We start from the raw sequence: 22,795 nt of genomic DNA, 5'->3' as shown, positions 1-22,795 counted from the left end.
ATCCCGCATATGGGGCGCATCGATGCACATGCGGGGGCGCGTATGTACAGCGGTCATGGAAGGGGGTATCCCCATGAAGAGGGCGATCGCGCGCGGGGGAGCGCGCCCCCGTCGGGCGACGATGCCCGGTGACGGTGGACAGGGCGCAACGATCCGGAGTGCTTCAAACCGGTCTCGTCGAGTGCGTCCGGAAGCATCTTTCGGGGGGACTTCCGGATTTCTTGCGACACGGGCCCCCTGGATGCCTCCAGCATTCTGGAGAAACCCGACCAACTCGACCAACGCTCTTAAGTCTGCATTCTCCGTATATCCGCCGGGCAGTTCACCCGCGGCTCTTCAGGGGGTTAGAGAACCAATGGCAGCCAGGCCGCTCGTCGCCCGCCAGCCCAACGAAAGGCTGCAGGCGCTCATCCAGGAAGCCGGGTGCTCCAACGCCGGGCTCGCGCGACGCGTCAACATGGTCGGCGCGGAACGCGGACTCGATCTGCGGTACGACAAGACATCCGTGGCCCGCTGGCTCCGCGGCCAGCAGCCGCGCGGACGGGCACCCGGCATCATCGCCGAGGCCCTCGGCCGCAAACTGGGCCGTACGGTCACGATCGACGAGATCGGCATGGCCAACGGCAAGAACCTGGCGTCCGGCGTCGGACTCCAGTTCTCCCCGACCGTGCTCGGCGCGATCGAGCAGGTCTGCGAACTGTGGCGCAGCGACGTCGGGCGCCGCGACTTCCTCTCCGGCGCGTCCGTCGCCGCTTCCGCCCTCGTCGAACCCAGCCGCGACTGGCTGATCACCGGCGCGGACGCGCAGGTCGCCAGGACCGCCGGGGCCCGGGTCGGCAGCGCCGACGTCGAGGCCGTCCGCGCCATGACCGGCGCGCTCACCGACCTCGACCACCGGTTCGGCAGCGGCCACATCAGGCCCGTCGTCGTCCACTACCTCAACTCCGTGGTCTCCGGGCTGCTCTCCGGCTCGTACCGCGAATCCGTCGGCCGCGAGCTGTTCGCGGCGGTCGCCCGGCTCACCGAACTCGCCGGGTACATGGCCGTCGACACCGGCCAGCCGGGGCTCGCCCAGCGCTACTACATCCAGGCCCTGCGGCTCGCCCAGGCCGCCGACGACCGGGGATACGGCGGATACGTCCTCGCCGCCTCCATGAGCCACCTCGCCGCGCAACTCGGCAACCCGCGCGAGATCGCGCAACTCGCCCGCGCCGCGCAGGAAGGGGCGCGGGGACAGGTCACCCCCCGCGCCCAGGCCATGTTCTACGCCGCCGAAGCCCGCGGCCACGCCCTCCTCGGGGACTCCCGCACCTGCCAGGCCGTCGCGGGCAAGGCGCTGGCGGCGCTGGAGCGGGCCGAGCCGGAGACCGGCGACGACCCCGTCTGGATCGACCACTTCGACGAGGCGTACCTCGCCGACGAACTGGCCCACTGCTACCGCGACCTGGGCCAGTCCGAAGCCGCCGCGCACCACGCGGCCGGCGCGCTCGACGGCCACCCCGAGACCCGGGCCCGCCGCCGCGCCATCGGCTACGCCCTCCTGGCCACCGCCCAGGTCCAGCAGCGCGAGGTCGAACAGGCCTGCCACAGCGGCACCCGAGCCCTCGAACTCCTCGGCACGCTGCGGTCCAGCCGCGGCACCGAATACCTGGAGGACCTCCAACAACGCCTGGAGCCGTACGCGGAGGAGCCCCCGGTCAGGGAGTTCGGCGCCCGCCTGGAACTCCAAGCGGCCTAACGCCTCCCGCTGCGGGGTCCTGGGCCCCGGGCTTCCCGGGGTGCCCGTTCCCCGCGCGGCGCGGGTGGGGCCGGTCGGCTCCGGGGTGACCTCCTCGCCGTCGGCGGTGCGCGGCTCCTTGGAAACGCTGACCGCTTCCGTACCGCCGACGGCTGCGGGGGCCACCCCACATCCACCCGACCACCGTCATCCTTACCCGTCCCCCTGTCCCCCTGTCCCGAAGCCCCCCACGGGAGGGGGAAGGGGGGAGGTGGTTCCCCTGAGAGCCTCATCTTCCGCAGGACGGGATGTCGGGTATCCAGGGGCGCGGGGAACTGCGCGACAAGCCACCCACCGGGGCGCGGCCCGAAGAGCACCGGTGGGCGCCGGACGCGTCCGGTGGAGGTCCCCCACCCCCCGCGGGAGGCGACCCGGTAGCGTTGGGGGGTTGGAGAGCCGGCGAGCCCCTTGGACGGAGGTTCCAGTGACGCACGAGCACGGTGAGGGCGACCCGTGGGTACCCGCCACACCCGCGACCGGGGAGCCCTGGGGGCCCGCGTCGCAAGGCGTGCCGCTGCCTCCCGAGGAGCCTCCGCCGGGTGCGGCGGACGCGACCACGTACATACCGCCGGTCCCCGGGGCCATGGACGCCACCACGTACATACCCCCGGTCCCCGGCCACGGCAGCGGCGGCGGCGCCCGTAGTGGCGACACCCAGTTCCTGCCCCCCGTCCCGGCGGCGGCAGGGCCGGACCCGGTGCCGGGCGAGTTCGAGAACCTGTTCCGGCAGGAGGCCGAGCCGCCCCGGAACCCCCGCGCGCGGGCCGCGCGCGCCGAGCGGGAGGAGCGGCGGCGCAGGACGTCGCAGTACGCCGTGATGGGCGCGGTCATCGTCGGCTGCGCCGTACTCGGCCTCGGTCTGAGCGCCGCGATCTACGGCGGCGGCGAGGACGACAAGCCCGCCGAATCCCCCGTGGCCGCCGACTCCGCCGCCACACCGGCCCGGACCCCGGACCCCGCCCCCTCGGCCGAGGAGTCCGCCAAGGAGTCCCCGAAGGCCTCCGAGGCCCCGGACGACGAGGAGAACGGCCCCGGCCGCCCCCAGGCCGAGGCGCTGGATCTGCTGCTCGCCGACAGCAGCAGCAGCCGGGACGCCGTCGTGCGTTCCGTCGCGAACATCCGTACCTGTACGAATCTGGACCAGGCCGCGGCCGATCTGCGCGCCGCGGCCGACCAGCGCCGCACCCTGGTGGCCCGGTTGCAGGGCCTGGCCGTGGACCAGTTGCCGCGCAACGCCCAGTTGACCGCGGCCCTCGTCAAGGCGTGGAACGCGTCGGCCGCGGCGGACGATCATTACGCGGCGTGGGCGGAGCAGGTGAAGAACGGCAAGAAGGGCTGCAAGGACGGCCGGGCCCGGTCGACCGGCAGGGCCGTGGAGGGCAATCGGGCGAGCGGCGAGGCGACGACGGCGAAGCGGCAGGCGTCGGGGTTGTGGAACGCCATCGCGGAGGAGTACGAGTTGACGACCCGCCGCGCCGAGCAGCTCTGACGCCCGCTCTTCGCCGCCGGGTCAGCGCGGCGCGAACGTCAGCACCTCCGACACGTTCGCGGACGCCCGCTGCTGCGAGGTCAGCTTCCCGTCCCGTACGACGTGGAAGGTGACGGTGCTGTTGACGGCCCGCGGATAGCCCGCGATGCCCTCCAGGTCGCCGTACTTCCAGCGGAGGGTCGGGGTGAGCCCCCCGGTGGAGACCGCGAGCCCGCTGTCGAGGGTGCGGATGATCTTGCGGGAGGTGATCTCGTCGGCGTCGACGGCCCGGATCGCGGAGGTCAGGACGGAGAAGGCGATCCAGGTGGTCTGGACGCCCGAGTCGGCGGGGTCGATCCGGTTGTCGCCGAAGGCGTGTTCGCCGACGACCTCCTTCATGGGGTTCCAGCGGCTGTCGTCCGCGCCGGGGTACCAGCCGGTGACGAACGCGCCCTCGTACGGTCCGTTCCGCCCGCCGGTGCGGTTGATCAGGGACTGGCCGACGCTGCCCGTGACCGACGAGAACCGGATCTCCCGGCCGTCGTCGGGCAGCCGCCGGTAGGAGTCCACGAAGGTCTCGGTGCGCTCCCCGAGCGCCGCGGTCACACATCCGGGCCGCTCCCCGGGGCTCCCCGTCGCGCCGTCCCCGGCCGCCTGTCGCGCCTTGCGGGCCTCGCGGGTGTAGTCGGAGGCGTTGTCGGGCGCGAGGACGTCCGCCGGGGCGTCGTGGTCGCCGGCGGCCAGCCCCGAGCCGAGGAGCCGGGGCAGCCGGTCGCCCGCCGCCGAGTCGGGCCGGACGATGGAGACCTCCCGGCACTCCTGAGCGAGTTGGAGCCCCTGCCCGGCGAGGAGGGCCGCCTGGCCGCCGTTGACGGGGTAGGAGACGTACGAGGTGAACTCCTCGGCGGCCAGCCCGTAGCCGCCGATGTAGGGGATGGACGCGGCTTCGAGGGGCGCCATGAAGGCCCCGCCGTGCTGGCTGTACGAGCCCACGACGGCGTCCACGCCCTCGTCCACGGCCTGCCGGGCGCATTCGGAGGCCCCGGCGGGGGTGTTCTTCTCGTTGCAGGTGATCACGCGGAGTTCATGGCCGTCGATACCGCCGGTGGCGTTGGCCCAGCGGGCGTACGCCTTCGCGATGGCGGGCATTCCGGGCATATTCGTGGAGCTGGTGCCCTCGGGGGCGAAGGTCATCACGGTGACGGGTTCGGGGGAGCCGTCGCCGATACCGGGGAGCCGGCCGCAGCCGGTGGCGAGCAGGGCGCCCGCGACCGCGACGGCGGTGACCGCGGTGGGGCGGGTCCGCGCGCCCGTGGTCGGCGAGCCTGCGCGGCTCGCGGCGGCCGGGCGGCGGGCGCGGCGGGATCCGGGCGGCGGCGGCTGAGGGTGGGACCTGCTGTCCGTCATGGGTCGTCACGTTTCCGCCACCGAGGTAACGGCGGTGTGTGCCGTGTCGGCCGCGAGATGGCGGGACGGTGAACTCCGGGGATCGCCCCCGGAGGGGCCCCGGGCGACCCGATTGTCCGGTGAACGTACGATCGGGGGCGTGCAGCCCGCCCCGAATCCCCCTTCCCGTCGCGCCCGTCGCTCCTCCACCATGGGTGGTATGCCGCTCAATGACATGCCCTGGTGGCGCTGGCGCAGCAACGTGCGCTCGGCGCTGCACATGCTCTCCGACCCCGCCTTTCACCAGGACACCTGGCTCGCGGGGAGGGAGGGCTACGGCGATGTGACCGACGCCGTCTACCGGCTGGTCGAGGACACCTGGCTCGACAACTGGTCCGCCGAGAAGTACGTGGGGACGATTTTCCGTGATGCCGCGGAGGCGTCCCTCGTGGACGTCGCCGTGCTGCGGGTGCTGCGGATCATGCACCAGGTCGGCCCGGACGCTCCGGTCTCCGCGTATCTGGAGCACCCCGGCTGGCCCGAGGCGGTACGTGCGGCGCGTGAGGCGCATGTACGGCTCGCGTCCGGCGACGGGGAGGACCCGGATACGCCCCCGCGGTCGCTGGACATCCTGCGGATCATGAACCGGACGGCCTGAGCGGGCCCGGGCCCCGCGGCATCCGTCGTGCCGGAGCGCCCGGCGGCAATCCCGTGCCGCGTCCGTTCAGCGGACGATCACCGCCCGCCCCGCGCGTGATATGGCACCCTACGAAGATGACCGAACAATACGTCCTGACACTCGCCTGCCCGGATAAACAGGGCATTGTGCACGCCGTATCGAGTTACCTCTTCATCACCGGCTGCAATATCGAGGACAGCCGGCAGTTCGGCGACCAGGACACCGGTCTCTTCTTCATGCGCGTCCAGTTCTCCGCCGAGGAGCCGGTGAACGTGGACAAGCTGCGTGCCAGCTTCACCGCGGTCGGCGACGCCTTCCAGATGGACTGGCAGATCCACGCGTCCGCCGAGCCCATGCGGATCGTCCTCATGGTCAGCAAGTTCGGTCACTGTCTCAACGATCTCCTCTTCCGTTCGAGGATCGGCGCCCTGCCCGTGGAGATCGCCGCCGTGGTCTCCAACCACACCGACTTCGCCGAGCTGGTGGAGTCGTACCGCATCCCCTTCCACCACATCCCGGTCACCCGGGACACCAAGGAGGAGGCGGAGGCCCAGCTGCTGGAGCTGGTCCGGGAGAAGGACGTGGAGCTGGTCGTCCTCGCCCGCTATATGCAGGTCCTCTCGGACGACCTCTGCAAGCAGCTCAACGGCCGGATCATCAATATCCACCACTCCTTCCTCCCGAGCTTCAAGGGCGCCAAGCCGTATCACCAGGCGCACGCCCGTGGTGTGAAGCTGATCGGCGCGACCGCCCACTACGTGACCGCGGACCTCGACGAGGGCCCGATCATCGAGCAGGAGGTGGAGCGGGTGGGCCACGAGGTCACCCCGGACCAGCTCGTCGCCATCGGGCGCGATGTGGAGTGCCAGGCGCTGGCCCGCGCGGTCAAGTGGCACTCGGAGCACCGGATCCTGCTCAACGGGCACCGTACGGTCGTCTTCGCCTGAAGCCGGGCGGTACACGCGGTGCGACCGCCGTACCCGGTCCGTCCGGGTACGGCGGGTCACGGTCACATCTCGGCGGTCACATTGCCGTGGTCACATCCGGCTCAGTGACGCCGCCGCGAAGAGCACGTCCCTGATCGCCTCCCGGTCGCCGTCCTGACCCGCGGCGGCCTCCTCCGGTGAGACGTGTCCGGCGACGAGCTTGCAGAACTCCACGGCTTCGAGCACCACTTGCGCCACCGTGTGGTCGGGCGAGCCGAGTGCGGCCGGGGAGTCGAGGGCGATGTACCAGTCGCCGCCGCCCGCGCCCTCCACCTCCAGATGGACCGAGCGCCCCGGCGAGCCCGCGGCCACCAGGTGCTTCACCGGCCCCGCGAGTCCCGCCCTGCGCCGTCCCGCGAGCGCCGCGGGCAGCAGCCGGGCCGCCAGGTCGATCATCCGGTTGAGATGCGGGCCGCGCGGCGGACGGTACGGGTACGCCACGGCGAGCGCGATGTCGTCCGCGTGGATCCAGCACTCGAAGGCGCGGTCGATCATGGCGTCGCGCAGCGGGAGGGAGAAGTCCCCGTACGACACCGACATATCGGCGGCGCCGGGTCCGGCGAAGGAGACCGTACGGAGCAGGACATGGCTCTGGCCGCGCCACGCCGGATACGTGGCGCGGCCCGTCGGCCGGGACTCGGCCCGCCAGAACTTCTCCGTACGCTCCGTCGGCGGCCTCGGCGCCTCCCGGCCGACCGGGTCGTCGAGCCCCAGCGCACCCGACACCAGTCCGTCGACGCTCATCAGATGCCCTATGACCCGGCTGACGGTCGTCGTCTGCTCCACCGGGTGCCGTCCGTCGAACCACCGCAGCGGCACCGGCGCGTTCCAGTCCCGTTCGCCGATGTCCCGCAGGAGCGCGTCGAGCCTGGCGGTCTCGGCGTCGTACGGCGCGGCCCAATCCGGTACCGGTATCCGCGGCGGTCGGCGGACGAGGCAGTTCTCCAGGACCCGGAACCGCAGGGACGCCGGGAGGTCGAGATCGCGTTCGGTGTGGAGGAGTTCGACCGCGCCGCGCAGCCGCCTGGCCTCCTCGGCGCAGATCGCGCAGTCGCTGAGGTGCCGCTCGACGGCTGCGGTCTCCTCGGTGGAGCAGGCGGCCAGGGCCCAGGCGCCGAGCAGGGACTTGAGGATGGTGTGGGTCAGCCCGGCTCCGCCTCCGGAGCCGGGTCCGTCGTCGGCGCTGTCGGCGGTGGGCGGAAAGGGTGTGTGGGACATATCGGCCTCGGCCGTGTGGTCGGCTGGCGGAGTGCCGTACGCGCTGTGCGCGGGGTGCACGGTGTGCGCGGTGTACGGCTCGGGGGCGGCTCTCGGGCGGGGCACCGCGGTCGCGTCGGGCGGCGGCCGGTGGCCGGGCGTCCCACCCGGCCGCCGGGGCCCGGGTATCCGCGGTGCCCCCAGGACCTCCTCGGGTTCGTCGTCGCTCTCCGTCGCCCCGGTCACAACGATCGTCCGTGGCCGGGGGGTGAGCTGCCCTCGACGGGGCGGGTGTGGGCGGTCGACAGCAGTTGCAGGCCGAGCCGGAGCCTGCGCCGGGCCTCGTCCTCGGTCACCCCGAGGTCGGCGGCGGTCTGACGGTAGTTCCGCCGCTCGAAGTAGGCCAGCTCCAGCGCCTGGCGCAGCGGCGCGGGCATGGAGCTGCGTATGTAGTCGGCCCGTGCCTCCGCCGCCGCCCTGCGGACCCGGTTCTCCAGCTCCTCCGTCGTGCCGGCCGCGCCCCGCGCGAGGGCGGCGGCCCCGGTGCGGCGCAGCCGTTCGACGGCGAGCCGGTTGGTCACCCGGGCGACCCAGGAGCGCATCGAACCCTGCCGCGGGTCGTAGTCGCCGGGGTTCTCCCAGAGGTGGCCGAAGACGTCGCGGGTGATCTGGTCGGCGGCGTCGTCGTCGGCGAGCACCCGGTGGGCGAGGCTGTGGACGAGGGTCGCGAACTTGTCGTACAGCTCACCGAGCGCCGCGGCCTCACCGCGGGTGAGGCGCTGCTGCATTCTGCGGTCCCAGCGTGGCTGAGCGTCCTTCGCCATCGGTCCCGGCCCCCAACCTGTCCCGTTCCGTTCCTGCTCCGGTGTCGTGCTGTCGGTCGTGCGTCCGTCGTACGTCCCTCGTGCTCGCGCCTACCCCGCGAGCCTCCCCGAATGTAATGCGCGCACCGGCCAACGCACGCCCCTTTGCGCCAAGTGCGCCCCCGGAGGGGGGTTGAGATGGTATTAGGGCCCCTGGTCGGCCACGCGCCGCCTGCCCGTTTCCGGGTCCGATCCGGCGCGAATCGTCCACCGGGCCGTTACCGGGGGTTCGTCGGGGGGACGTTTTCCGCCCGCCCGGGTCCAATTAGCGGGTAGTTGCACGCGTCAGCCTCCCGGGGCCTTACGCTCCCCGCATGGACAGCGCAGAGTACGAGCGCAAGATCGCGTCTCGATTCGCCGCATTCGATCAGGACGGCAACGGCTATATCGACCGTGAGGACTTCAGCGGCGCGGCGGCGCGGCTGCTGGCCGAGTTCTCCACGACCCCCCGCTGCGACAAGGGCCAGGCCCTGTACAGCGGAGCGGAGGCGTTCTGGCAGGGCATGGCCGGGATCGCCGACGTCGACGGCGACCAGCGGGTCAGCCGTCAGGAGTTCGTCACGGGCGCGGTGAAGCGGCTGCGGGACAACCCCCAGCGCTTCGCCGAGATCGCCCGCCCGTTCCTGCACGCCCTGCTCGCCATCGCCGACTCCGACGGTGCCGGCGTGACGACCGACGCGGCGGAGCGCGTCATGCGGGTCCTGGGCGTCCCGTCCGAGACGGCCGCGGCGGCGTCCCGCGCGCTGGACGCCGACGGCGACGGCCGGATCGGCGAGGACGAGGTCCTGAAGGCTTTCGCGGCGTACTACGTGACTCCCGAGCAGCCGCTGCCGTAGGCGTGGACGGTGAGAGGGCGGGCTATGCCGTATGCCTCCTTCTCGCCCTCCACCACGAGGACTGACTTTCCGGGGCGGGGGGCGTCAGGGCGCTTCGGGTTCACGCGCCGCGTGGGCCCGCGCGAGGAGATCACGGGCGAGTTCCGTGAGGCGGTGGTCGGGACCGTGGGCCCTCTCGCGGTCGGCCAGCACGTTTTCGTGGAGGGCGAGAGCGCCGTCAGGGCCGTCCAGGTGTCCGGCGAGCTGGAGTGTGCAGGCCAGATTGCTCCGGGCGGTCACGGTCTCGATGTGATCGGGCCCGTGGATCCGTTCACAGGCGCCGATGGTCTCGTGGTGGAGGGCGATGGCTGTCCGGAGGTCCCCCAGATCGCGGTGGGCTGCGGCCAGGTTGGCCCGCGCGTTGACGGTGTGGGGGTGATCCGGGCCGTGCAGGCTCAGCAGGTCGGCCAGGTTCCGCCGGTGAAGGTCTCGCGCCTGTGCGGGCTTCCCCCGCAGCGCCTTGAGATAGGCCAGGTTCGCGCGGGCGACCAGGGTGTCGGGGTGAAGGGGTCCCAGCAGGCGCTCGCAGTCGGCGAGCAGCAGTTCGTGCAGAGGCGTCGCGGCCTCCAGGTCACCTGTGGCCCGGTAAGCGCTGGCCAGGAAGCTGCGTGCGAAGAGGGTGTCCGTGTGGTCGGCGCCCCGCAACCGCGCGTAGAGGTCCACCGAGCGTCGCGCGAAGTCCGTCGCCGTCGCGAAGCCGCCGTCACTCTGGAGAAACGCCGATGCGGCCAGCAGGAGTCCGGCGGTGCCGAGATCCCCCTCGGAGCGTTCCGGGTCGGTGAAGGCCGTCAGATGGGGCAGTAGCTCCCGCCAGCGGGGCCAGCCGGAGGCATCGGAGAGGGGGTCCGGCGGCAGGGCCGCTTCGAGCATACGGGCGGCGTTCGCGCGGGCGGCTTCGACGGCCTCGGCGGTGCGGTGGGGATCGTCGGGATCGACGGTTCGCGCGACGGCCTGGACGAGTGCGTGGACGGTCACGGACCGCCGGGTGAGCGTGATCATGCTGTAGTCGTGGAGGAGCCCCAGCGCCTCGTCCACGGCGAGGGGGTCGTGGGCCGACTCCTGATGGAAGTCCGACAGGACGTCGCGCGGCAGCGGATCAGGGGCGAGCCAGGCGAGGAGCCGCAGGAGATCACCGGCGAGCGGCTCCCGCTCCGTGATCTTCTGGAGGGAGACGCGCCAGATCCGGGCAATGGTGCGCTGGTTGTCCACCTCATCACTCCCCGCCGGGGTACTGGCGTACATACGAGCCGGGTAACGGCGAAGCCGTTCCCGGTAGGTACCCGGGCCGATGGCGGTGGACTCCATATACGCGGCGGCCTGTTCGAGGGCCAAGGGCAGGTGTCCCAGCTCTTCGGCGAGTTCCCTCAGCTCCCGCTCGTCCTCGATCCCGTCCGGTTCGACGGTGTGGGCGAGGAGTTCCGTCGCGGCATCCGGAGGCAGCGGGGCCAGCGTCAGCGGCCGGGCCAGCCGGCGCCAGCCCGTGCTCCGGCGGCTGGTGATGACGTAGCGGCCCGTCGGCAGGCCCAGGACGGCGGAGAGATCACCGGGTGACGACGCGTCGTCCAGCACCAGGAGCCAGTCCTGATGGGCCCGCAACCAGTCGAGCGCCCACGTGGCACGCTCGGCGCTGCTCGCACCGGTGTGGAAATGGTGCGGCGCGAGGTGGGTGGCGAGATGGGCGAGCCCGTGGGCGATGCTGGCAGGTGAGTCCGCCGTGATCCACCACACCGGGTTGTAGCGGTGCCGGTGCCGATGGGCCACCTCCGAGGCCAGGGCGCTCTTGCCCATGCCGCCGAGACCGTGGACGACCGACGAGACCGCCGGTCCGGACTGGGCCAGGGCGGCCTCCAGTTGGGCCAGCGGTTCCACGCGGTCGACGAAACCCGGATCGGCCGGGATGGGGAGGTTGCTGGTTCCCGGTGGGGCCCCCACATCGGCGGCACTGCGCAGAGCGTCGGCCGACAGATGGACGGTCCGCGCGTCGATCGTGGCATGGTCGCCCGTGGACACGATGCCACCGTTGATGTTGACGGCGACCGACTGCCGGCCCGAAGCCTCGATCCGGGGCTGGTCGCTCACCGCTGGATCGTCGCGCCCTCGCCTGTGCTGATGATCCCGTGGTTGACCTCCACCGCGACGGCCCCGTCACCGGAGGCGGTGAGGTTCCGGGTCGCGGGCACGACCTGGGCCAGTTCGGCGGCCAACTCCGCGTCCTCCCGCAGGATGCGGCGCACCTGGATCCGGAGCGCGGCTTGAGCGTCCTCGTCCTGAGGGTTCTCCGCCACTTCCTCGATGGCCTGTTCCAACCCTGCGCGGCTGTCTTCCCGGCTCCACAGGCGCTGTACAACGCGCTGCCCCAGGGACACGGTCGAATCGGCGGCCAGGTCGGTGGTCCTGGTGACCACAGCCGTTCCGTACGCGGTGACAGCGGCGGTGACGTACGGGGCCAGGTCATTGGCCACGGTCAGGGCGTCCACAGTGCTCCCCCTCAAGATCATTGCCCGAACTGCCCACGCCCGGACTTCTGATCCGGCGAGCCGGGAAGTGGGCAGCCAGCAGCAGAAACGGGCGATGTTAGCATGCGCCCGATGGGCAATTACACGGTGAGAGTCGGCCAAACGACCAGGCGAGCCCGGTCTCTCCAGGACGCGCAGGCCATCGTCATGGAAGGCGTCACCGGCCTGGTGTCACTCGATCCGGAGGCCGCGTCCCAAGGCGCTCTGATGGCCAATCGCGCTTTCTCCGCCAGGACGGTGGAGCAGGTGATCAAGGCCCATCGGTCTTGGCGGACGGTCGTCACCGTGCGAGGCGAGCAGGTGGAGATCTCGATCACCAGGCACCGGTGGTGGCGACGGGCGGGATTCGGCGGCTGAGGAAGACGGCCGTGGGGTGTGTTCCCGCCGTAGTGGGCAGGGTGGCCGGATCGGTGTTCTGGGCAGCGCGGGGCGGGGCCTCCTACCGTGTTGCTGACACGTCCTGAGCCCGGCCCTGGGCGAGGATCGGTGGCGGTCCCGGCTCCGTGCGGGACCCCGGACGAAACTGGGGGAACACGTGGCACAGTTCCGTGATCTCGAAGAGTCGCACCAGGCCCCGGACGGCGAGCTCTATATCGCCCTCGCGTCCCATCCCACGTTGGTATGGGACATGCCGCGCGCGTCCACCGCGCCCGGCACCGCGCCGATCATCTACACCCGCAACAACGGCGCCCACCAGCGGTGGCGCTTCGAAGTCGACCACCACGGCACCAGGTACACGTACTTCTACGTCGTCAACGTCCACAGCGGTCTGGCCCTGACCGTCCAGCCGGACCGCACGATCACCCAGCAGCCCAAGGCGGTGTACGACCAGGGGGGCCGCCGGCAGATGTGGGCCATGGGGTATCCCGGTTTCGCCGGCAGCACCTTCGACCCGGCCAAGCCCGCCCAGCCGCATCCGACAGGCTCCCAGGGCACCCGTCTGCGCATTCTCGAACACGGACCCGTCGACGTGGCCCCCGCCTCCGGGACGCTGATCGCCCTCAGCGCGTGGGAAGCCTTCGAAACCGGCTGGACGTTCATCGCCGCGACCTGACACAGGAGAGCCCCGTCAAGGGGTGATGTCCTCGTCGGGGGTGGGTCCCGCGCCGTGATGGAGTACGCAGTGGGGGCAGGCGTACAGGACGACAGGGGTTCCGCTCGCGCGCTCTATGACCCCGACTTCGACGGATGCGCAGGTCAGCGTCCCGCAATGGACACAGACGGCGTCGAAGGGGCGCGGTGCCTCGGTGGTGAGGGCGTCGCGGGTCATGCTCGCCTCCGGGTGCCCCGGCGGGCCGTCGGCGCGGTCCGCCGGGGCGGTCTGTCAGTGTTCGGTTTCCTCGTGCCGGCGGCGCAGTACGCGGCAGTCCACGGCCCGGGAGTAGTCCCCGGCGGCGTCGGCCTCCCGTTCCTGCTCGGCGAGTTCGCGGCAGCGCGCACACGGTTCGCGGGTCACATCAACGCTCCTTTGCTGCTGCGCTCGTTGACCTCGGCGACGGCGTCGGCGAGGAGTTCGGCGGTCGTGACGGGCCGGAGGTCGGCGGCCGGGGCGTCCCACTCGATGCCGCCGCCGATGGGCCGCAGCCAGTAGCGGCCGTACGTACGGTCCATCACGCGCCCGACCTTCTTCCGGACCACGTCCCGTGCCGTCCCGCCCACCGTGGGCTGCCAGGTCGTTTCGTCAGTGGACATGGGCCCGTCCTCCCCGCCGCAGCCGGATCGCCTCGTTCTGGAGCGTCCGCCGCAGCGCCGCGAGGGCCGTGATCAGGGTGTTCCGGTCCCGCGCGTATCCGGTACGGGGTACCCAGTCGGGCGCGAGCCCCCAATAACCGCCCACGACGATCAGGGCGTCGAGCTGGGACTGGGGGGAGGTCCCGTGAACAGCAGCAGGCATGACCGCTCCTCTCCGTAGCGTTTCCACTACAAGGAGCTTCAGAGTTGCCTAGAGTGGGATTCTCTTCAACGCACTCATCTGCGGAGGGCACATTGGTGAACCGTAAGGAGCTGAACCCCAACGGCAGCCCGGTAGAAGCCTTTGGGGCGCGTTTGCGCGGTGCGCGCGAGGCAAGAGGCTGGACCCAGGATGAGCTGGCCGAGCGGATGGGGTACTCGGGGCGCCATATCTCGGCAGTCGAAACCGGCCGCAAACCGCCAACCCGCCGGTTTTCGCAGGGTGCCGACAGTATGTTCGGCTTAGAGGGATCCGTAGACACGTTCGAGCGTCAGTGGCGTGAGATTCGACATGGTGTGCTGCTTGAGGGCTTTCCGGAGTACGTCGGATACGAGGGGCGGGCGGCGGAGATCCGCATCTTCGAAGTGGGCGTCATCCCGGGGCCGCTCCAGACTCGCGAGTACGCAGCAGCGCTGGAGGTCGGGTACGTCAAACGGGGCTCCATCACCCCTGAGCAGGCGACTCAGCGAGTCGACTTCTTGATAGAGCGTCAGGCTGCTCTGGCCGGTCGACCTCTTCCGCCTCTGGTGATCGCGGTGTTGGACGAGAGCTGTATCCGTCGGCCCATTGGTGGATCCGAGATCATGAAGGCGCAGTTGGAACGTCTGATGGAATTCGCCGAGCAGCCGAACACATCGCTGCAGATCGCTCCGTACGCCATGGGCGAGCGGCGGCCGTTCAATCGCCTGCTTCACTTGCTGACCTTGGCAGATCGCTCCGTACTCGCCTATGTCGAGTCCCAGATCCAGGGCTACTTGGAGCGCGAGATCACTTCCGTCCTGCCGCTGGTGAGGGCCTACCATCAACTGCAGACAGAAGCACCCTCGCAAGCTGAATCTGTGGCCATGATCAATCAGGTACGAAAGGGCACCTTGTGACGACCGACTCCCTGAACTGGATCAAGTCCTCCTACAGTGGTGGCGGCGGGTCCTGCGTCGAGTGGGCCCCCGAGCACGTGTCGATATCCGGCCTCGTCCCGGTCCGGGACTCCAAGAACCCCTCCGGCCCGGTCCTCACCGTCTCGGCCGATGCTTTCGCCGGGCTCGTCACGGGCATCAAGACCGGAGACCTGGGCACCGCCTGACGAAAGGGCTCTCCGTGACCGCCACGACCGACTCCCCTCGATGGTTCAAGTCTTCCTACAGCGGCAACGGCGGAACCTGCGTCGAGGTCGCCGCAAACCCTGTCGTCCCCCGTGGCGCGGTCTCCGTCCGGGACTCCAAGGTCCCGGACGGGGACGTCCTTGCCGTCACCGCGCAGGCGTTCTCCGCCTTCGTCGGGGGCGTGAAGTCAGGCGGTCTCGACGCGGGCTGAGACCGCCGCCGAGTCCACGGCCGCCGCGATCGCCTCGGTGAGCGCGGCGGGCTGGGACAGGAACGGCGAGTGGGACGACTCCAGCTCCGTGACCTTCGTCGGCGCGGCCGACACCGCGTCGATCTCGCCGACGAAGCGGCGCTGCAACGCGACGGGGATCGCGTTGTCCCGGGTGCAGACGACATAGGAGTGCGGAACGCTGCCGTAGCGCTCCTTGGTGACGGTCAGCCGCTCGCCGGGTATGCCCCTGGGCGCGTCCGTGGTCAGGAGGGCGATCGCCCCGTCCACCGTACGGTCGTCGACATCCCCGTAGAACGCTTCCTTGATGTCGTCGCGCAGCTCAGCGGCGCCGGGGTCGATGCGTGCGGCGCCCGTGGCAGTCGGGTCGCCCACGATCAGGTGGGCCACCTTCTCGCCCGCGTACTCCGGCGTGCCGACGTAGAACTGCGCCGGTTCGCCGCTGACCGGGGCGAACGCGGCGACGTAGACCAGCCCGGCGACGAGTTCCGGGGCGCGTTCCGCGACCGCCGTGGCGACGACGCCACCCATGCTGTGGGCCACCACGAGACAGGGGCGGCCGGCGCCTATCGTCCGTATCCGGTCGATGAGAAGGGCCGCCGCCGACGACGCGGTGACGTCCGCGACCGGTGACGGCTCGGCGGCGAACGCGGCCGGATCGAACGGGCGCGACCAGCGGGAGCGGGGCGCGGGGCCGTGCAGGCCGTGGCCTTCGAGATCGACCGCGACCGACCGGATCCCCCGGGCGGCCAGGCGCTCGGTGACGGCACTCCAGCACCAGCTTCCGTGCCAGGAACCGTGCACCAGGACGACGGGCAGGGAGTCGCTCATTCGTTCCTCTTACGTTGCGGGGGCGGCGGTTGCCCGTGCAGCGTAGGCGGCCGTACCGACAGAACGGCCTGCGGAACGGCGGTATCCGGCCAGACCCGCCCCGGGCCGCTCAGTGCGCGGACGTCGCCGTGAAGCCGCGCGGAACCAGGTAGGCGACGAGGACCGTCACCACGCCCACGATCCCGACCGACACCCACGACGTCGTGGTCAGCGCCGAGTCGAACGCGGCGCGGGCCGCCGCCAGGACCGCCGGGTCGCCCAGCTCCGCCGCCTCGCCGATCGAGTCGCGCGCCTTCGTGGGCTGGCCCGTCATATGGGAGGCGTACACCGCCGCGTGGAGGGAGCCGAGGAAGGCGACACCGAGGCCGACGCCGAGTTCGTACGAGGTCTCGGAGACCGCGCCCGCCTGGCCCGCGCGCTCGGCGGGGACCGAGGAGACCAGGACGGCGGCGGCCGTGGTGATCGCGATGCCGTCGCCGATGCCCATGGCGACGAAGACCACGGCCACGTACGGATACGTCGTCGGCTCGGGCGACAGGGCGAGGACCAGGAATCCCGCCGTGATCGCGGCGAGGCCGAAGGTCATCGTGGCCCGGACGCCCGCGTGGCGCATCAGCCACGGCGCCGACAGGGACCCGGCGAGCCCCGCGAGGGCGGCGGGCAGGGTGCGCAGGCCCGCCTCGGAGGGGGAGTAGCCGTGGACGTACTGCATCCACAGCGACAGCAGGAAGAGCGCGGCGCCGATCGCCAGCATGGCCATCAGGGTGGCGAGGGCGGCGGCGGTGAAGGCGGGGCGCCGGAAGAGGCGGACGTCCAGCAGGGGATCGGCGAGGCCGAGCTGGCGGCGGGCGAACGCGGCGATCAGGAGGAGCCCGGCGGCCAGGACCAGGGGGCCTTCGACATCGAGGCCGTTCTTGGCGATGTGCTTGATGCCCCAGGCCAGGGCGATGATCCCGACGACGGAGAGCACCGCGCCCACCCAGTCGAGGGGGTCGTGGCCGGCGTCCTTGAACTCGGGCAGCAGCCACACACCCGCGACGACGGTGATCACGACGACGGGGATGTTCACCCAGAACGCGGCGGACCAGTCGTACTCCTCCACCAGGACTCCGCCGACGAGGGGGCCGATCGCCGCGCCCGCGCCCGCGACGGACGCCCAGATGCCGATGGCGAGGGTGCGTTCGCGGGGGTCGTGGAAGATATTGCGGATCAGGGAGAGCGTGGAGGGCATCACCATCGCGCCGCCGATACCGAGCAGGACGCGTCCCGCGATGAGCTGGGCCGACGACTCGGCGGTGGCGGCGACCACGGAGGCGACACCGAAGAGGACGAACCCGGCGATGAAGAGCCGTTTCCGGCCGTAGCGGTCGCCGATACCGCCGGTGGTGATGAGGAGCCCGCCGAGGACGAGCCCGTAGATGTCGATGATCCAGAGCTGCTGGAGGGCGTCGGGCTGGAGGTCGTCGATGAGGGACGGCAGGGCGACATTGAGGATGGTGGCGTCCATGGCGACCAGCAGCAGACTGGCGCAGAGGACGGCGAGCATGGTCCAGCGCCGCCCGCGCCCGGGGCCGCGTACGGCGTCGTCGTTCGTGTCGTGCACCCTGATACGCCCCTTGGTCCCGTCCCGGTCTGTCGGTCCGACGGGTGCAGACTGCCGGGTGAACCCGGCCGGAGGCGGATGGCGGCGCGGTAGGTACGCCGAACGGCGCAGTCACCCGGCGCCGGGGCGGCCGGGAACGGGGCGTTCGGCGCTCAGCGGTGGCGACGCGCCGGGGGGTGCGGTGTGCTGGCCGGGGGACCCGTACCCGCACCTCTGGAGAGACTGTGACGATCGCCCTCGACAAGCTGACCGACCCGGCCGTACGCGCCTTCGTGCGGGCGCTCAACGCGGGTGACCGCGAGGCGTTCGCGGCCGCGCTGACACCGGGGGCGACGATGTCGGACGACGGCTCGGACCGGGACATCGAGGACTGGACCGAGCGGGAGGTCTTCTCCTCCGGCGGCCATATGGACATCGAGAAACAGACACATGACGGGCTCGGCCTGGTCGCGAACTACCGCAACGACACCTGGGGCGAGATGCGTACGGCATGGCGTTTCACGGTCGACGGCGACAAGATCAGCCGCTTCGAGACCGGCCAGGCCTGAGGAGTGCCGGACGGCACATGGCGCGCCCCGGCGTATTGCCCGTCGGCCCCGGGGGCTGGGACGGTGGTCCCATGGTCGACACCCACTCGCGCGGGTACCTGCTCACCGTTCGCAGAATGTTCTGGTCCGGGGTGCTCCTGTTCGGCCTCGGGCTGGCCGCCGGCTGGTCCGAGAGGAGGCATTCGGCGAGCGCGTGGGAGTGCGACCCGACGTGCCGGCCCGCGACCAGCACCACCTGGGAAGTCATCGAGATCGCGGCCTTGACGGCTCTGGTGCTCGGACCCCTGCTCGCGGTGTCCGCCTTCTTGATGATCATGCTCCGCCGACCGCGTACCCGACCGGGGAACGAGGGCCGGTAGTCCTTGCGGGACCCCCAGAGGGAAAACTGTCGGAGTGAGTGCTCACTCATTGACGGAGTGAGCACTCACTCCGTACTCTCGTCGTCATGACGGCATCCAAGGACAACCAGAACACCCGCCGCCGCGCCCCCGGCATGTCGCCGGAGCAGCGGCGGGCGATGATCATTCAGACCGCGATTCCGCTGATCGCCGAGTACGGGGCGGCGGTGACCACGGCGAAGATCGCCCGCGCGGCGGGGATCGGGGAGGGCACGATCTTCCGGGTCTTCGCCGACAAGGACGAGCTGCTGGAGGCGTGCCTGGCGGAGGCGCTCTCGCCCGAGCACGCGGTGCGTGAACTGGGCGCGATCGAGCTGTCGCAGCCGCTGGCCGAACGGCTCGCGGAGGCGGCCGACGCGCTGCGGGCGCATCTGTTCCGGATGGGGGCGATCGCCGGGTCGCTGCATACCTCCGGGCATCGCGGCGGCAAGCACCCCGGCGCGGTGCGCGGTGCCGGGCGGGAGGAGTCGACGGCCCGGATCCGTACGGCGCTCGCGGAGCTGCTGGAGCCCGACAAAGCCGCGCTGCGCGGGGCGCCGGAACAGATCGCGGCCCTCTTCTTCGGGCTGCTCTTCACCCAGGCGCATATGGAGGGCGAGCCGGAGTCGGGCACCCGGGAACTGGTGGACCTCTTCCTGCACGGCGCGCTCGCGGGCGGCACCGAATGAAGGCGCGCACGGCACGGGAAGCGCGCTTGTGGGCGGCGGGCCTCGCGGTCCTGGGGCCCGTCCTGGTGTGGCTGGTCGCGGACCCGGTACTGGGGCACCGGCTGCGGATCACCCAGGACGATCAGACGCTCGACATCGGCGCGGTGCCGGTGGCGTTAGTCGCCCTGCTGGCGGGCCTCGCGGGCTGGGGGCTGCTGGCCGCCCTGGAGCGGTTCGGGGTACGGCGGGCCCGCGCGATCTGGACCGGGGTGGCCGTCGCCGTACTGCTCCTGTCCTTCCTGCCGCTGACCGGCGACGGCATGAGCGGCGGCACCCGGACCGCCCTGGCCCTGATGCATCTGGCGGTCGCGGCGGCGCTCGTCCCGGGCCTGCGCATGAAGTTCAAGGGCGCAGGGACGGACACGGAACCGATTTGACCCTCACGCCGCGTGAGGCCGCAGGGTGAGGCGCATGAGCGACTACTACAACGCGTTCGAGACCAGCCCCGTACCCACTCCCGGCCCCGACGCGGTCCCCCCGGAGCCGTTCCACGGGATCTACGGCATGCCCGCGTTCGTCACGATCCCCACCACCGACCTGGTGGAGTCGGTGGACTTCTGGACCCGGGGCCTCGGCTTCTTCGAGCTGTTCGCGATCCCGGGGACTCTGGTGCATCTGCGGCGGTGGGCGTTCCAGGACGTACTCCTCGTGGCGGCGGAGAGCGTCCCGGAGCGGGCACCGGCGATGGGTGTCAGCTTCGCGTGTGTGCTCGGGCAGGTCGACGGCCTGGTCGCGGACTGCCGTGCCGTACGCCCCGACTCGGTCGACGGGCCCCGGGACACCCCGTGGAACACCCGCGACATCGAGGTCATCACCCCGGAGAACGCCCGGGTCGTCCTCACGGCGGCGAAGCCCTTCGTCCCGGGCAGCCAGGAGGCGCGGAACCTCGAAGCCATCGGGATCACCGCACCCGCGGATGTCGGCGGCGGTGGTCACGGCGACAATGGCGAACATGCCCGAAGCCACTGAAGCCTGCGGCCCGATCGGCGGCCCGACCGGTGCTCTGACCGTCGGGCAGGCCGCGCGGCGCCTGGGTGTGACGGTCCGGGCGCTGCACCACTGGGACGAGATCGGTCTGGCGTCCCCGTCGCTGCGTACGGCCGCCGGATACCGGCTCTACACCACCGGTGATCTGGAACGGCTGCACCGCGTCGTCGTCTACCGCGAACTCGGGCTCGGCCTGGACCGGATCCGGGCCGTGCTCGACGACGCGTCGGCCGACGTGCCCGGCGCGCTGCGCGCGCAGCGCGCCCAGGTCGCCGAACGCGTCGACCGCCTCCAGCGGCTCGGCGCCGGACTCGACCGGATGATCGACGCCCATGAACGCGGCCCGCTGCTGACCGCCGAGCAGCAGACCGCGGTCTTCGGCCCCGAGTGGAACCCGGACTGGACCGCCGAAGCTCGGCGACGGTACGGGGACACCACGCAATGGCAGCAGTACGCCGAACGCGCCGCCACCCGCAGCCCGGAGGAGTGGCGGGCCGTCGCCGACGCCGTGGCCGGACTCGACCGCGCCCTCGGCGATGCGATGGACGCCGGAGTCGAACCCGGCGACCCGGCGGCGAACGACCTCGTGGAACGGCATCGCGAGGTCTTCGCCTCGTACTTCCCCCTCACCCGCGAGATGCAGGTCTGTCTCGGCCGCACCTACGAGTCCGACCCGGGCTTCGCCGCCCACTACGACGGCGTACGGCCCGGCCTGGCCGCCTGGTTCCGCCGCGCGGTGGACGCGAGCGCCCGCGCCCACGGCATCGACCCGGACACCGCGTCCTGGCGGTAGGGAGACGATCGTCAGTGGGGTCGCCGGGCCGATGTGGCGTCGACCTGACGAAGTCCGCCCCGGGGCATGCGGGGCGCAGCACCTCCAACGCGGGGTCTCAGAACCCGCCCGTCGACTTGTCGAGCACTCCGCCCACGGCGCCGTAGACGCCGCACCGGACGGAGTGCCCCGCCCTGCGGCGGAGCACGAACCCGATGACGCCGAAGACCGCGAAGAGCCCGGCGGGGACGGCCGCCGCGACCGGGGCGAAGAGCACGGCCGCGAGTACGGTCACCCCGCCCCAGAGCAGGAGCGGCAGCAGGGATCCGCGTAACACGGTCCGGAACGGGATCCGTTCCGGAGCCGGTGGCAGTACGCGGTCGTGGCAGACCTCGATGTGATTCCTGGTCCCGCAGTTCTCACGACGCATGGGGCCATCCCACCACCGGCACTCCGTGCCCCGACAGGTGCTAACCCCCGAACCGCTCCCGCAGCCGGTACTTCAGCACCTTCCGCAGTGTCTCGTTCCTGGGCAGCGCCTCCACCACCTCCACCTGCTCCGGGATCTTGTACGGGGCCAGGTCGTGGGCGCGCAGGAAGGCGGTGAGGGCCGGGAGGGTGAGCGGGGCGGTGTCCGGGTGCTGTTCGACGACCGCGCAGACCCGTTCGCCCCGGGAGTCGTCCGGGAGGCCGATCACCGCCGCGTCGGACACGGACGGATGGGTGTGGAGCAGGTCCTCGATCTCCTTCGCGGAGATGTTCTCGCCCTTGCGGATGATCACGTCCTTGCTGCGGCCGGTGAGGACGAGATGGCCGGAGGGGGTGAGATGCCCGAGGTCGCCGGTGCGGAGGAAGCCGTCGGCGTCGAAGGCCTCGGCAGTCCGGGCCGGTCGGTCGTGTCGGCCGGGGTGACCATGGCGAACAGCGGCAGGCCCTTGGTGTCCACGACGAGGTGCCGCTTGCGGAGCTGGTCACGGATCTGCCCCACCACGCCGGCGGCGGCCCAGCGGGCCATGAATCCGTAACAGGTGCGCCAGGGCGGGAAGTCCTTGGGCAGGGCCCGCCACTTGCAACCCGTGTCCACGACATAGCGGATCGCATCCACGATCTCCCGCCGGGCGTGCTTCTCAGGACGGCCACCCGTCCTCGTCTCGCAGGCCGGGGTCGGCGGCAGAGGCTCGATCAGGACCCACTAGTCGTCCCAGGTGTCGGAGGGATAACAGCGTCTGCGAGGCAACGGTCCCTCCCCGTTCGGACGGGGCGGGACCGGCCTCTTCGCGGCCGGTCCCGCCGGTCAGGCGTCGATGTAGTCGGCGATCACGTCGAGGGGTGACTCGACCGAGCTGAGACGGGTGTTCAGGTGCTTGATCCATCGGCCCTTTGGCTGGAGGGCCACGACACCGGTGATGAACCGGCGGATCTCGGTGAGTTTCTCCCGGATGACCGCGACCTCGTACGCCTGGAGCTCGGCCGGGTCGGAGCAGAATTTGTAGCCGTCCGCCCTGGCCCAGATCAGGGGCGGCCAGCCGCGTTCGGCGATGATGCCCCGCAGGCAGGCGAGCCCCGCGCGGGTTTGGTGGGGCGACAGCTCACTGGTCTGACCAGCTGGTTGAAGGCCAGACCGGCCGGGCGGGCCTCGAAGAGTGCGAACCGGACGGTGTCGGCGTGTCGCTGGGCGGCGGGTGATCTGCGCTGGGAAGTGCGGGGCATCGGCTACTCGCCTTTCTGCTGGACCAAGTCGCCGCCGACCGCCCCGCGATCCGCAAGACCTGGGTGGACGGCGGTTACCGCAAGCACCTCGTCGAGCACGCCGCCACCCTCGGTATCGACATGGAAATCACCACCCGCAAGGCAGGGACCAGGGGATTCACCCCGATACCCAAGCGTTGGGCGGTGGAGCGGACCTACGGCTGGCTCAT

General features: G+C 71.4%; 28 protein-coding genes and 4 pseudogenes. 17 read left to right on the top strand and 15 right to left on the bottom strand.

Features of this window, described 5'->3' with window-relative positions; translation table 11 throughout:
- Window positions 1–355: 355 nt before the first annotated feature.
- Complete coding sequence (locus ACFXG1_RS11155) at window positions 356–1,738, top strand: transcriptional regulator (protein ID WP_384713633.1); 1,383 nt, start codon at window positions 356–358, stop codon at window positions 1,736–1,738.
- Between the two features lie 463 nt (window positions 1,739–2,201).
- The gene (locus ACFXG1_RS11150) at window positions 2,202–3,266 is read left to right on the top strand and encodes a hypothetical protein (RefSeq protein ID WP_384742127.1); all 1,065 of its coding nucleotides are present in this window, start codon (window positions 2,202–2,204) and stop codon (window positions 3,264–3,266) included.
- A gap of 21 nt (window positions 3,267–3,287) precedes the next feature.
- Here ACFXG1_RS11150 and ACFXG1_RS11145 read toward each other — a convergent pair whose 3' ends face one another.
- The gene (locus ACFXG1_RS11145; protein ID WP_384719470.1) at window positions 3,288–4,652 is read right to left on the bottom strand and encodes an ABC transporter substrate-binding protein; all 1,365 of its coding nucleotides are present in this window, start codon (window positions 4,650–4,652) and stop codon (window positions 3,288–3,290) included.
- 190 nt (window positions 4,653–4,842) lie between these two features.
- Here ACFXG1_RS11145 and ACFXG1_RS11140 point away from each other — a divergent pair, with 190 nt between their 5' ends.
- Both ACFXG1_RS11140 and purU read left to right on the top strand, forming a co-directional pair.
- Complete coding sequence (locus ACFXG1_RS11140) at window positions 4,843–5,289, top strand: hypothetical protein (protein WP_384719474.1); 447 nt, start codon at window positions 4,843–4,845, stop codon at window positions 5,287–5,289.
- A gap of 116 nt (window positions 5,290–5,405) precedes the next feature.
- On the top strand, window positions 5,406–6,257 hold the full coding sequence (gene purU / locus ACFXG1_RS11135) for a formyltetrahydrofolate deformylase (RefSeq protein ID WP_384719468.1): 852 nt from the start codon (window positions 5,406–5,408) through the stop codon (window positions 6,255–6,257).
- 90 nt (window positions 6,258–6,347) lie between these two features.
- On the opposite strand, the gene ACFXG1_RS11130 is transcribed toward purU, so the two are convergent.
- Together ACFXG1_RS11130 and ACFXG1_RS11125 are read right to left on the bottom strand one after the other, a co-directional pair.
- Window positions 6,348–7,739 carry a maleylpyruvate isomerase N-terminal domain-containing protein gene (locus ACFXG1_RS11130; RefSeq protein WP_384742125.1) on the bottom strand — a complete coding sequence of 464 codons (1,392 nt, stop codon included), beginning with the start codon at window positions 7,737–7,739 and terminating at the stop codon, window positions 6,348–6,350.
- On the bottom strand, window positions 7,736–8,317 hold the full coding sequence (locus ACFXG1_RS11125) for an RNA polymerase sigma factor (RefSeq protein WP_384718351.1): 582 nt from the start codon (window positions 8,315–8,317) through the stop codon (window positions 7,736–7,738). The genes ACFXG1_RS11130 and ACFXG1_RS11125 overlap by 4 nt, the downstream gene beginning before the upstream one ends.
- A gap of 353 nt (window positions 8,318–8,670) precedes the next feature.
- On the opposite strand from ACFXG1_RS11125, the gene ACFXG1_RS11120 reads away from it, so the two are divergent.
- Complete coding sequence (locus ACFXG1_RS11120; protein WP_384718353.1) at window positions 8,671–9,192, top strand: EF-hand domain-containing protein; 522 nt, start codon at window positions 8,671–8,673, stop codon at window positions 9,190–9,192.
- A gap of 84 nt (window positions 9,193–9,276) precedes the next feature.
- On the opposite strand, the gene ACFXG1_RS11115 is transcribed toward ACFXG1_RS11120, so the two are convergent.
- Window positions 9,277–11,310, bottom strand: a complete 2,034-nt coding sequence (locus ACFXG1_RS11115) for a tetratricopeptide repeat protein (protein ID WP_384718355.1) — start codon at window positions 11,308–11,310, stop codon at window positions 9,277–9,279.
- Window positions 11,307–11,708, bottom strand: coding sequence for a hypothetical protein (locus ACFXG1_RS11110; RefSeq protein ID WP_384718357.1), 402 nt, complete (start codon window positions 11,706–11,708; stop codon window positions 11,307–11,309). The genes ACFXG1_RS11115 and ACFXG1_RS11110 overlap by 4 nt, the downstream gene beginning before the upstream one ends.
- Before the next feature lie 111 nt (window positions 11,709–11,819).
- On the opposite strand from ACFXG1_RS11110, the gene ACFXG1_RS11105 reads away from it, so the two are divergent.
- Both ACFXG1_RS11105 and ACFXG1_RS11100 read left to right on the top strand, forming a co-directional pair.
- Entirely contained in the window at window positions 11,820–12,104 is a 285-nt protein-coding gene (locus ACFXG1_RS11105) for a hypothetical protein (RefSeq protein WP_384718359.1), read from the top strand.
- 178 nt (window positions 12,105–12,282) lie between these two features.
- Complete coding sequence (locus ACFXG1_RS11100; RefSeq protein ID WP_384718361.1) at window positions 12,283–12,801, top strand: RICIN domain-containing protein; 519 nt, start codon at window positions 12,283–12,285, stop codon at window positions 12,799–12,801.
- 15 nt (window positions 12,802–12,816) lie between these two features.
- Here ACFXG1_RS11100 and ACFXG1_RS11095 read toward each other — a convergent pair whose 3' ends face one another.
- From ACFXG1_RS11095 to ACFXG1_RS11080, 4 genes are read right to left on the bottom strand one after another with little or no spacing between them, the layout of a single operon-like run.
- Window positions 12,817–13,017: a hypothetical protein gene (locus ACFXG1_RS11095; protein ID WP_384718363.1), complete on the bottom strand. Its 201-nt coding sequence runs from the start codon at window positions 13,015–13,017 to the stop codon at window positions 12,817–12,819.
- 54 nt (window positions 13,018–13,071) lie between these two features.
- Window positions 13,072–13,203, bottom strand: coding sequence for a hypothetical protein (locus ACFXG1_RS11090; protein WP_384718365.1), 132 nt, complete (start codon window positions 13,201–13,203; stop codon window positions 13,072–13,074).
- A complete protein-coding gene (locus ACFXG1_RS11085) occupies window positions 13,200–13,439 on the bottom strand; it encodes a hypothetical protein (RefSeq protein ID WP_384742121.1) in 240 nt (79 codons plus the stop codon). The genes ACFXG1_RS11090 and ACFXG1_RS11085 overlap by 4 nt, the downstream gene beginning before the upstream one ends.
- Complete coding sequence (locus ACFXG1_RS11080) at window positions 13,429–13,641, bottom strand: hypothetical protein (protein ID WP_384742119.1); 213 nt, start codon at window positions 13,639–13,641, stop codon at window positions 13,429–13,431. Before ACFXG1_RS11080 ends, ACFXG1_RS11085 begins: the two co-directional genes overlap by 11 nt.
- A gap of 95 nt (window positions 13,642–13,736) precedes the next feature.
- Here ACFXG1_RS11080 and ACFXG1_RS11075 point away from each other — a divergent pair, with 95 nt between their 5' ends.
- Genes ACFXG1_RS11075 through ACFXG1_RS11065 form a run of 3 tightly spaced genes read left to right on the top strand, consistent with a single transcriptional unit; the run spans window position 13,737 to window position 15,012 of the window.
- On the top strand, window positions 13,737–14,576 hold the full coding sequence (locus ACFXG1_RS11075; RefSeq protein ID WP_384724157.1) for a helix-turn-helix domain-containing protein: 840 nt from the start codon (window positions 13,737–13,739) through the stop codon (window positions 14,574–14,576).
- The gene (locus ACFXG1_RS11070; RefSeq protein ID WP_384724155.1) at window positions 14,573–14,782 is read left to right on the top strand and encodes a DUF397 domain-containing protein; all 210 of its coding nucleotides are present in this window, start codon (window positions 14,573–14,575) and stop codon (window positions 14,780–14,782) included. Before ACFXG1_RS11075 ends, ACFXG1_RS11070 begins: the two co-directional genes overlap by 4 nt.
- A 14-nt stretch (window positions 14,783–14,796) precedes the next feature.
- Window positions 14,797–15,012 carry a DUF397 domain-containing protein gene (locus tag ACFXG1_RS11065; protein WP_384742117.1) on the top strand — a complete coding sequence of 72 codons (216 nt, stop codon included), beginning with the start codon at window positions 14,797–14,799 and terminating at the stop codon, window positions 15,010–15,012.
- Here ACFXG1_RS11065 and ACFXG1_RS11060 read toward each other — a convergent pair.
- Window positions 14,989–15,861, bottom strand: a complete 873-nt coding sequence (locus tag ACFXG1_RS11060; RefSeq protein WP_384708648.1) for an alpha/beta hydrolase — start codon at window positions 15,859–15,861, stop codon at window positions 14,989–14,991. The genes ACFXG1_RS11065 and ACFXG1_RS11060 overlap by 24 nt on opposite strands.
- Before the next feature lie 109 nt (window positions 15,862–15,970).
- On the bottom strand, window positions 15,971–17,464 hold the full coding sequence (locus ACFXG1_RS11055; RefSeq protein WP_384708651.1) for an MFS transporter: 1,494 nt from the start codon (window positions 17,462–17,464) through the stop codon (window positions 15,971–15,973).
- Between the two features lie 224 nt (window positions 17,465–17,688).
- On the opposite strand from ACFXG1_RS11055, the gene ACFXG1_RS11050 reads away from it, so the two are divergent.
- From ACFXG1_RS11050 to ACFXG1_RS11025, 6 genes are all read left to right on the top strand, one after another.
- Window positions 17,689–18,012 (top strand): nuclear transport factor 2 family protein, encoded by a 324-nt coding sequence (locus tag ACFXG1_RS11050; protein WP_384708654.1) that lies wholly within the window; start codon window positions 17,689–17,691, stop codon window positions 18,010–18,012.
- A 71-nt stretch (window positions 18,013–18,083) separates the two neighbouring features.
- A complete protein-coding gene (locus ACFXG1_RS11045; RefSeq protein WP_384708657.1) occupies window positions 18,084–18,371 on the top strand; it encodes a hypothetical protein in 288 nt (95 codons plus the stop codon).
- Window positions 18,372–18,457: 86 nt separating this feature from the next.
- On the top strand, window positions 18,458–19,078 hold the full coding sequence (locus ACFXG1_RS11040; protein ID WP_384708660.1) for a TetR/AcrR family transcriptional regulator: 621 nt from the start codon (window positions 18,458–18,460) through the stop codon (window positions 19,076–19,078).
- A complete protein-coding gene (locus tag ACFXG1_RS11035; protein WP_384708663.1) occupies window positions 19,075–19,494 on the top strand; it encodes a DUF6069 family protein in 420 nt (139 codons plus the stop codon). Before ACFXG1_RS11040 ends, ACFXG1_RS11035 begins: the two co-directional genes overlap by 4 nt.
- Before the next feature lie 34 nt (window positions 19,495–19,528).
- Window positions 19,529–20,086, top strand: coding sequence for a VOC family protein (locus tag ACFXG1_RS11030; RefSeq protein ID WP_384708666.1), 558 nt, complete (start codon window positions 19,529–19,531; stop codon window positions 20,084–20,086).
- Window positions 20,070–20,897: a MerR family transcriptional regulator gene (locus ACFXG1_RS11025; protein ID WP_384742113.1), complete on the top strand. Its 828-nt coding sequence runs from the start codon at window positions 20,070–20,072 to the stop codon at window positions 20,895–20,897. Before ACFXG1_RS11030 ends, ACFXG1_RS11025 begins: the two co-directional genes overlap by 17 nt.
- A gap of 97 nt (window positions 20,898–20,994) precedes the next feature.
- On the opposite strand, the gene ACFXG1_RS11020 is transcribed toward ACFXG1_RS11025, so the two are convergent.
- From ACFXG1_RS11020 to ACFXG1_RS11005, 4 genes and pseudogenes are all read right to left on the bottom strand, one after another.
- Window positions 20,995–21,306, bottom strand: a complete 312-nt coding sequence (locus tag ACFXG1_RS11020) for a hypothetical protein (protein WP_384708672.1) — start codon at window positions 21,304–21,306, stop codon at window positions 20,995–20,997.
- A gap of 40 nt (window positions 21,307–21,346) precedes the next feature.
- Window positions 21,347–21,766 (bottom strand): annotated as a pseudogene (locus ACFXG1_RS11015) (class I adenylate-forming enzyme family protein); the annotation flags it as partial.
- Window positions 21,766–22,062, bottom strand: a pseudogene (locus ACFXG1_RS11010) (transposase); the annotation flags it as partial. The pseudogenes ACFXG1_RS11010 and ACFXG1_RS11015, both read right to left, overlap by 1 nt.
- A gap of 108 nt (window positions 22,063–22,170) precedes the next feature.
- Window positions 22,171–22,586, bottom strand: a pseudogene (locus ACFXG1_RS11005) (RacP protein).
- A gap of 15 nt (window positions 22,587–22,601) precedes the next feature.
- Here ACFXG1_RS11005 and ACFXG1_RS11000 point away from each other — a divergent pair.
- Window positions 22,602–22,795: pseudogene (locus tag ACFXG1_RS11000) on the top strand (IS5/IS1182 family transposase); the annotation flags it as partial.

Origin of the sequence: Streptomyces sp. NPDC059248 (genome assembly GCF_042753905.1) — a bacterium.
GTDB lineage: Bacteria > Actinomycetota > Actinomycetes > Streptomycetales > Streptomycetaceae > Streptomyces.
This window is presented reverse-complemented; position numbering and strand designations above follow the sequence as displayed.